Source organism: Enterobacter sp. CGMCC 5087 (genome assembly GCF_003144775.1).
GTDB lineage: Bacteria > Pseudomonadota > Gammaproteobacteria > Enterobacterales > Enterobacteriaceae > Enterobacter > Enterobacter cloacae_M.
Window position 1 is genome coordinate 1 of sequence record NZ_QFXN01000245.1, and the last position, 8,084, is coordinate 8,084.

An 8,084-nucleotide genomic window follows, 5' to 3' on the forward strand; every position below is an offset into this window, starting at 1 on the left:
CAGTTACGACGCGCGTCGAGATTTTCCCGCCATCGAGGGTACCAGCCGCCTGTCGGCCAGTCTGGCGCTGGGCGCGATCTCACCGCGCCAGTGTTTGCATCGTCTGCTGGCGGAGCAGCCGCAGGCGCTGGAGGGCGGCGCAGGGTCTGTCTGGCTGAATGAACTTATCTGGCGCGAGTTCTACCGCCATCTGATGACGTATCACCCTGATTTATGTAAACATCGGCCCTTCATTGGCTGGACCGATAATGTAAAGTGGCAATCGAATGATAAGCAGCTGAAAGCCTGGCAAAGTGGGCAGACGGGCTATCCGATAGTCGATGCCGCCATGCGTCAGCTTAATAAGATGGGGTGGATGCACAACCGCCTGCGGATGATTACCGCCAGCTTTTTGGTGAAGGATCTGCTTATCGACTGGCGTATCGGAGAGCGCTATTTTATCTCTCAGCTGATCGATGGCGATCTCGCGGCGAATAACGGCGGCTGGCAGTGGGCGGCCTCTACCGGCACCGATGCCGCACCCTATTTCCGGATTTTCAATCCGACCACGCAGGGGCAAAAATTTGATGCGGACGGCGAGTTTATCCGCCGCTGGGTGCCTGAACTTAACGGTATACCTGCTAAAGCGATCCACGAACCGTGGGCATGGGCGGATAAACAGCGTGTAAAGCTGGATTACCCTCGTCCGATTGTCGACCATAAACAGGCGCGTGTCGCCACGCTGGCGGCGTACGAAGCTGCCCGCAAAGCATAAGAGAGTGATGATGAAAAACAGCGAACTGGAAAGCCTGATTAACGAAAAACTGAACAGTACCTCCTTCAGCGATTACGGCCCGAACGGGCTCCAGGTTGAAGGCCGTGAGACGGTGCAAAAAATTATCACCGGCGTGACGGCAAGCCAGGCGCTGCTGGACGAGGCCGTTCGTCAGAACGCCGACGCGGTGATTGTTCATCACGGTTACTTCTGGAAAAACGAATCGCCGATTATTCGCGGGATGAAGCGCAATCGTCTGAAAACGCTGCTGGCTAATGACATCAACCTGTACGGCTACCACCTGCCGCTGGATGCGCACCCGGAGCTCGGCAACAACGTCCAGCTGGCGCAGCTACTGGGGATTACCGTGATGGGTGAAATTGAGCCGCTGGTGCCGTGGGGCGAGCTGGCGATGCCGGTGCCAGGACTGGAGCTGGCCTCGTGGATTGAAGCGCGCCTGGGTCGTCGTCCGCTGTGGAGCGGTGATACCGGTCCGGATACGGTGAAGCGTGTCGCATGGTGTACCGGTGGCGGTCAGGGCTTTATCGACAGCGCCGCGCGTTTCGGCGTCGATGCTTTTATCACCGGCGAGGTTTCCGAGCAGACCATTCATTCGGCGCGTGAACAGGGGCTGCATTTTTACGCGGCTGGCCATCACGCCACCGAGCGCGGTGGCATTCGCGCCCTCAGCGAGTGGCTGACAGAAAATACCGATCTGGATGTGACCTTTATTGATATCCCTAACCCAGCCTGACGAGAGGTAGTTAAGTGCAGCGAGCGCGTTGTTATCTTCTGGGTGAAACCGCAGTGGTTCTGGAGCTTGAACCACCGGTGACGCTTGCCACGCAAAAGCGTATCTGGCGGCTGACCCAGCGTCTGGCCGACATGCCTGAAGTGGTTGAGACCATTCCGGGTATGAATAACATAACCGTCGTGCTGCGTAGCCCGCATACCCTGGCGCTGGATGCCATTGAACGTTTGCAGCGCTGGTGGGAAGAGAGCGAGGCGCTGGAGCCGGAGTCGCGCGCCATTCAGATCCCGGTCGTTTATGGCGGTACGGGTGGGCCAGATCTTGGCGTGGTGGCAGACCACTGCGGATTAACAGAAAAGCAGGTTGTTGAGCTGCACAGCTCGGCTGACTACGTGGTCTGGTTCCTGGGATTTCAGCCTGGATTCCCGTATCTGGGCGGATTATCTCCCCGGCTGCATACGCCACGCCGTGCCGAGCCGCGCGTGAGCGTGCCGGCGGGGACGGTGGCTATCGGCGGTGAGCAGACCGGCGTTTATCCGCTGACATCGCCTGGCGGCTGGCAGCTTATAGGGCATACCGCTACACCGTTATTTGAACCCGGGCTGGAGACGCCAATACTCTTGCGTCCCGGGGATACCCTTCGCTTTATCCCGCAGAAGGAGGGGGTATGTTAACGCTTATTCGCGCCGGGCTTTACACCTCCGTACAGGATGCCGGTCGCTTTGGTCTGCGCCAGTCGGGCGTGAGCTACTGCGGTGCGCTTGACCGTCCTTCGCTGGAGATTGCCAACCTGCTTGTGGGCAACGAAGGCAGCACGGCGGCGCTAGAAATTACGCTGGGTCAGTGTGTGATTGAGTTTGGTCAGGAAACCTGGTTTGCCTTAACCGGCGCAGGGTGTGAGGCGACGCTGGATGGCAAAGCGGTGTGGACCGGCTGGCGGCTGCGGGCGAAAGCCGGGCAGCGCCTGACGCTCAAACGTCCGCTGCACGGTGTGCGTAGCTATCTCGCGGTGGCTGGCGGCATTGACGTGCCGGAGGTGCTGGGTTCATCCAGTACCGATCAGAAGGCCGGGATCGGCGGTCACGAAGGACGTTTGTTGCGCGACGGCGATCGGCTGGCAATCAAACCCTCCGCGCGCCATTTCTCGACCACGCAGGGCGTAAAACAGCTGCTGTGGGGAAACCAGATCCGCGCCTTACCGGGGCCGGAATATCATGAGTTTGACGAGGCTTCTAAAGAGTCCTTCTGGCGTGCGCCGTGGAAGATCAGCCCGCAGAGTAACCGCATGGGCTACCGCCTTCAGGGGCAGCCGCTGACCCGCACGACGGACCGGGAGCTGCTCTCCCACGGTTTATTGCCTGGGGTTATTCAGGTGCCGGGAAACGGTCAGCCCATCGTATTAATGAACGATGCGCAAACTACCGGCGGCTATCCGCGCATTGCCTGCATCATTGAAGCGGATCGCTACCATCTGGCGCAAATTCCCCTCGGCCAGCCGATTCACTTCGTGCAGTGTTCGCTGGAGGAGGCGCTTAAGGCGCGGCAGGATCAGCAGCGTTATCTTGAACAGCTGGCGTGGAGGCTTGATGGTAAAGATTGATTTGAACGCCGATCTCGGGGAGGGAAGCAGCGCTGATTCGGAACTGATGACTCTGGTCACCTCGGTCAATATCGCCTGCGGCTTTCATGCGGGTGATGCCCAAACCATGCTGGAGAGCGTGCGTAATGCCATTAAAAACGGCGTCGCGATTGGGGCTCACCCCAGCTTTCCCGATCGGGAAAACTTTGGCCGTACGGCGATGGATCTGCCCCCTGAGACGGTCTACGCTCAGGTGCTCTACCAGATCGGCGCGCTGGAGGCGATGGTGCGCGCCCAGAACGGCGTGATGCGCCACGTGAAGCCGCACGGCATGCTCTACAACCAGGCGGCGAAAGATGCGGATCTGGCGGACGCCATTGCCCGCGCGGTGTTGGACTGCAGCCCGCAGCTGATCCTTGTGGGTCTGGCGGGCAGCGAGCTTATTCGCGCCGGAGAACGGCTGGGGTTGACCACCCGTCAGGAAGTCTTTGCCGATCGGGGATACCAGCCGGACGGAAGCCTGGTGCCGCGGACGCAGGCCGGGGCGCTGATTACCGACGAAGCTAAAGCGCTGGCGCAGACGCTGGAGATGGTGCGCGCCGGGCGGGTGATCGCCGTGGACGGAACACCGGCAAACGTGCAGGCCGATACGGTATGTTTACACGGCGATGGCGAGCATGCGCTCCAGTTCGCGCGCCGCTTGCGGGCAGCGTTCTCTGAAGAGGGTATCCTCGTCAGCGCCGAATAATGACGATAAGGACACAAAGATGCCTGAAGGTCCGGAGATCCGCCGCGCGGCGGATAGCCTGGAGGCGGCGATAAAGGGCAAACCCCTGACGGATGTCTGGTTTGCTTTTCCTCAACTGAAACCGTTTGAATCACAGCTGGTGGGCCAGACGGTGACACATATTGAAACGCGCGGCAAAGCCTTGCTTACGCACTTTTCCCATAACCTGACGTTATATAGCCATAACCAGCTTTACGGCGTCTGGCGCGTGGTGGAGGCGGACGAGCAGCCGCAAACCACCCGCGTGCTGCGCGTCAGGCTGCAAACGGCGGATAAAGCGATCCTACTCTATAGCGCGTCGGATATCGAAATGCTTACGCCGGAGCAGCTGCTGACGCACCCGTTTCTGCAGCGGGTCGGGCCGGACGTGCTGGACATGCGCCTGACGGCGAGCGACGTGAAGGCCCGGCTGTTATCACCTAAATTCCGTAACCGACAGTTTTCCGGTTTGTTTCTCGACCAGGCCTTTCTGGCCGGGCTGGGCAACTACCTGCGGGTAGAGATCCTCTGGGAAGTCGGGCTGGCGGCGCAGCATAAAGCGTCTGAGCTGAATGATGAACAGCTGGAGGCGTTGTCCCACGCGCTGCTGGATATTCCGCGGCTCTCGTACAACACGCGCGGCGTGGCGGATGAGAACACGCATCACGGGGCGCTGTTCCGGTTCAAGGTGTTTCATCGGGCGGGGAAGAAGTGTGAGCGATGCGGCGGGATTATCGACAGGATTATGCTCTCTTCCAGACCTTTTTACTGGTGCCCGCACTGCCAGAAATAAAAGTAAAACGGTAACCCTTGGGTTACCGTTTTTAATGTTTCCACCCTCTCCCTGTGGGAAAGGGCCGGGGTGAGGGCATCAGGCCGCACCCAACATCTTTTAGCGCTTCAGGTCAGACTTAAAATCACGCTGCTCGTAGCCGGTATACAGCTGACGAGGACGGGCGATTTTCATGCCTTCGCTGTGCATTTCGTTCCAGTGCGCAATCCAGCCTACGGTACGGGCCATAGCGAAGATCACGGTAAACATGGAAGACGGAATGCCCATCGCTTTCAGAATAATGCCAGAGTAGAAATCGACGTTCGGGTAGAGTTTCTTCTCGATGAAGTACGGGTCGTTCAGTGCGATGTGTTCCAGCTCCATCGCCACTTCCAGCAGATCATCTTTGGTACCCAGCTCTTTCAGCACTTCGTGGCAGGTCTCACGCATCACGGTGGCGCGCGGGTCGTAGTTTTTGTAAACACGGTGACCGAAGCCCATCAGGCGGAAGGAGTCATTCTTGTCTTTCGCGCGACGCACGAACTCAGGAATGTGCTCAACGGTGCTGATCTCTTCCAGCATCTTCAGTGCCGCTTCGTTCGCGCCGCCGTGCGCCGGTCCCCACAGGGAAGCGATGCCCGCAGCGATACAGGCGAACGGGTTCGCGCCTGAAGAGCCCGCGGTACGGACGGTAGAGGTAGAGGCGTTTTGTTCGTGGTCAGCGTGCAGGATCAGAATACGGTCCATTGCGCGTTCCAGCACCGGGTTCACTTCGTACTCTTCGCACGGCGTGGAGAACATCATGCGCAGGAAGTTACCCGCGTAGGAGAGGTCGTTGCGCGGATACACAAACGGCTGGCCGATGGAGTATTTGTAGCACATCGCCGCCATGGTAGGCATTTTGGACAGCAGGCGGAACGCCGCGATATCACGGTGACGCGGGTTATTCACGTCAAGGGAGTCGTGGTAGAACGCCGCCAGCGCACCGGTGATACCGCACATCACCGCCATCGGGTGAGAGTCACGGCGGAACGCATGGAACAGACGGGTAATCTGCTCATGGATCATGGTGTGACGGGTCACGGTGGTTTTGAATTCATCGTACTGTGCCTGCGTCGGTTTTTCGCCGTTCAGCAGGATGTAGCACACTTCCAGATAGTTGGATTCGGTGGCTAACTGATCGATGGGGAAGCCGCGATGGAGCAGGATACCTTCGTCACCGTCAATGTAGGTGATTTTGGATTCGCAAGATGCGGTAGAGGTAAATCCAGGGTCAAAGGTGAATACACCTTTAGAGCCCAGCGTACGGATATCAATAACATCCTGACCGAGCGTGCCTTTTAGCACATCCAGTTCAATAGCAGTGTCACCATTTAGGGTGAGCGTTGCCTTTGTATCAGCCATTTACGGTCTCCTTAGCGCCTTATGCTTAAGACTGCGCTTTACCGGATTTGCTTTCAGCTGTTAATCACCGTTACCAGATTGTTATTTGGCTTTCCGCTCAGCTCACGAGGACAAACCAGGGTACAGAGCTATGGCGCCTTGCAGGTAAACGAATGAAATATCAGTGAAACCACAGCAAATCAGCGTTTTTGCAGTCCGAATTATTCAAACCTGTATATCACTAATAACTGTCCTGATAACTTCGGTCAATACCATCACACTGTTACATAACTATTTGTCAGGTGAAAGAGAGACCTCATAACTTTTGCGCATTATATGCCTTTTCTGATGACGTTTGTAACAATATTGTTTAACATTTGTCAAATCAGATGATTAAAAATTAAAAAGATGTTGTTATCGTGACCCTGATCACTGTTCCAGAGAAAACCCGACAAACTGTATGTAGGTTAATTGTAATGATTTTGTGAACGGCCTATACTGCCGCCAGGTCTCCGGAACACCCTGCAATCCCGAGCCACCCAGCGTTGTAACGTGTCGTTTAAGCATCTGGAAGCAGTGTTTTGCATGACGCGCAGTTATAGAAAAGGAACGCTGCTTGACCCGCATCGCAGTCCGGAGGAAGGAAACAATAAGAACAGCATGTGGGCGTTATTCATGATAAGAAATGTGAAAAAACAAAGACCTGTCAATCTGGATCTCAAAACGATCCGGTTCCCTGTAACAGCAATAGCGTCCATTCTGCACCGTGTTTCTGGTGTGATTACGTTTGTGGCGGTCGGTATTTTGCTGTGGTTACTGGGCACCAGCCTCTCTTCCCCTGAAGGATTCCTCCAGGCCTCTGCCATCATGAACAGCTTCTTCGTGAAATTCATCATGTGGGGCATTCTGACCGCGCTGGCGTACCACGTTGTCGTCGGTGTTCGCCATATGCTGATGGACTTTGGCTACCTGGAAGAGACTTTCGAAGCCGGGAAACGCTCCGCTAACATTTCATTTGTGATTACTGTCGTGCTTTCACTTCTCGCAGGAGTTCTCGTATGGTAAGCAACGCCTCCGCATTAGGACGCAACGGCGTACATGACTTCATTCTGGTCCGTGCTACCGCCATCGTTCTCACTCTTTACATCATCTATATGATCGGTTTCTTCGCGACCAGCGGCACGCTGACGTGGGAAATCTGGAGTGGGTTCTTCGGATCCGCCTTCACCAAAGTGTTCACCCTGCTGGCTCTGTTCTCCATCCTTATTCATGCCTGGATTGGCATGTGGCAGGTGTTGACCGATTACGTTAAACCGCTGGCGATTCGCCTCCCACTGCAGCTGGCCATTGTGGTTGCACTGGTGGTTTACGTTATTTATGGATTCGTTGTGGTGTGGGGTGTGTAATGAAACTGCCAGTCAGAGAATTTGATGCTGTTGTAATTGGTGCCGGTGGCGCAGGTATGCGTGCCGCACTGCAAATTTCCCAGAGCGGCCAGACCTGTGCGCTGCTCTCTAAAGTTTTCCCGACCCGTTCCCACACTGTGTCTGCGCAGGGCGGTATCACCGTTGCGCTGGGTAACTCCCACGAAGATAACTGGGAATGGCACATGTACGACACGGTAAAAGGTTCCGACTACATCGGCGACCAGGATGCCATCGAATATATGTGTAAAACCGGCCCGGAAGCGATTCTGGAGCTGGACCACATGGGTCTGCCGTTCTCCCGTCTGGAAAATGGCACTATCTATCAGCGTCCGTTTGGCGGCCAGTCGAAAAACTTCGGCGGCGAGCAGGCGGCACGCACCGCGGCGGCGGCTGACCGTACCGGTCACGCACTGCTGCACACCCTGTATCAGCAGAACCTGAAAAACCATACCACCATCTTCTCCGAGTGGTACGCGCTGGATCTGGTGAAAAATGCCGATGGCGCAATCGTCGGCTGTACCGCGCTGTGCATCGAAACCGGTGAAGTGGTTTACTTCAAAGCCCGTGCTACCGTGCTGGCGACCGGCGGTGCAGGCCGTATCTATCAGTCCACCACCAACGCCCACATCAACACCGGTGACGGTGTCGGCAT

General features: G+C 56.6%; 10 protein-coding genes. 9 read left to right on the plus strand and 1 reads right to left on the minus strand.

The annotated features are described in order from the left end of the window. The 6 genes from phrB to nei all read left to right on the plus strand — a co-directional run. On the plus strand, nt 1-754 hold a 754-nt coding region (gene phrB, locus DEO48_RS21890; RefSeq protein WP_109846271.1), incomplete at its 5' end, for a deoxyribodipyrimidine photo-lyase. Nucleotides 755-764: 10 nt separating this feature from the next. Beyond that, nucleotides 765-1,508 (plus strand): type 2 GTP cyclohydrolase I, encoded by a 744-nt coding sequence (locus tag DEO48_RS21895; RefSeq protein WP_023310783.1) that lies wholly within the window; start codon nt 765-767, stop codon nt 1,506-1,508. Between the two features lie 14 nt (nt 1,509-1,522). Continuing rightward, nucleotides 1,523-2,179: a 5-oxoprolinase subunit PxpB gene (gene pxpB / locus DEO48_RS21900; RefSeq protein WP_109846272.1), complete on the plus strand. Its 657-nt coding sequence runs from the start codon at nt 1,523-1,525 to the stop codon at nt 2,177-2,179. Next, a complete protein-coding gene (gene pxpC, locus DEO48_RS21905; RefSeq protein ID WP_109846273.1) occupies nt 2,173-3,105 on the plus strand; it encodes a 5-oxoprolinase subunit PxpC in 933 nt (310 codons plus the stop codon). Before pxpB ends, pxpC begins: the two co-directional genes overlap by 7 nt. Continuing rightward, the gene (gene pxpA / locus DEO48_RS21910) at nt 3,092-3,832 is read left to right on the plus strand and encodes a 5-oxoprolinase subunit PxpA (RefSeq protein ID WP_109846274.1); all 741 of its coding nucleotides are present in this window, start codon (nt 3,092-3,094) and stop codon (nt 3,830-3,832) included. Before pxpC ends, pxpA begins: the two co-directional genes overlap by 14 nt. Nucleotides 3,833-3,851: 19 nt before the next feature. Next, nucleotides 3,852-4,643 (plus strand): endonuclease VIII, encoded by a 792-nt coding sequence (gene nei / locus DEO48_RS21915; protein WP_023310787.1) that lies wholly within the window; start codon nt 3,852-3,854, stop codon nt 4,641-4,643. Between the two features lie 99 nt (nt 4,644-4,742). Here the strand turns inward: nei and DEO48_RS21920 are convergent, their stop codons facing one another. Further along, nucleotides 4,743-6,026 (minus strand): citrate synthase, encoded by a 1,284-nt coding sequence (locus tag DEO48_RS21920; protein WP_023310788.1) that lies wholly within the window; start codon nt 6,024-6,026, stop codon nt 4,743-4,745. A 639-nt stretch (nt 6,027-6,665) separates the two neighbouring features. On the opposite strand from DEO48_RS21920, the gene sdhC reads away from it, so the two are divergent. From sdhC to DEO48_RS21945, 3 genes are all read left to right on the plus strand, one after another. Then, complete coding sequence (sdhC, locus tag DEO48_RS21935; protein WP_020684965.1) at nt 6,666-7,070, plus strand: succinate dehydrogenase cytochrome b556 subunit; 405 nt, start codon at nt 6,666-6,668, stop codon at nt 7,068-7,070. Further along, on the plus strand, nt 7,064-7,411 hold the full coding sequence (sdhD, locus tag DEO48_RS21940) for a succinate dehydrogenase membrane anchor subunit (protein ID WP_008501088.1): 348 nt from the start codon (nt 7,064-7,066) through the stop codon (nt 7,409-7,411). The genes sdhC and sdhD overlap by 7 nt, the downstream gene beginning before the upstream one ends. Continuing rightward, the coding region (locus tag DEO48_RS21945) for an FAD-binding protein (RefSeq protein ID WP_146198315.1) at nt 7,411-8,084 on the plus strand (674 nt) is incomplete at its 3' end. The genes sdhD and DEO48_RS21945, both read left to right, overlap by 1 nt.

What these genes read in the sequence shown, in the direction of transcription:
- DEO48_RS21895 (WP_023310783.1), top strand. Translation starts at nt 765, where the DNA reads ATGAAAAACAGCGAACTGGAAAGCCTGATTAACGAAAAACTGAACAGT.
- pxpC (WP_109846273.1), top strand. Translation starts at nt 2,173, where the DNA reads ATGTTAACGCTTATTCGCGCCGGGCTTTACACCTCCGTACAGGATGCC.
- pxpA (WP_109846274.1), top strand. Translation starts at nt 3,092, where the DNA reads ATGGTAAAGATTGATTTGAACGCCGATCTCGGGGAGGGAAGCAGCGCT.
- nei (WP_023310787.1), top strand. Translation starts at nt 3,852, where the DNA reads ATGCCTGAAGGTCCGGAGATCCGCCGCGCGGCGGATAGCCTGGAGGCG.
- DEO48_RS21920 (WP_023310788.1), bottom strand. Translation starts at nt 6,026, where the DNA reads ATGGCTGATACAAAGGCAACGCTCACCCTAAATGGTGACACTGCTATT.
- sdhC (WP_020684965.1), top strand. Translation starts at nt 6,666, where the DNA reads ATGTGGGCGTTATTCATGATAAGAAATGTGAAAAAACAAAGACCTGTC.
- sdhD (WP_008501088.1), top strand. Translation starts at nt 7,064, where the DNA reads ATGGTAAGCAACGCCTCCGCATTAGGACGCAACGGCGTACATGACTTC.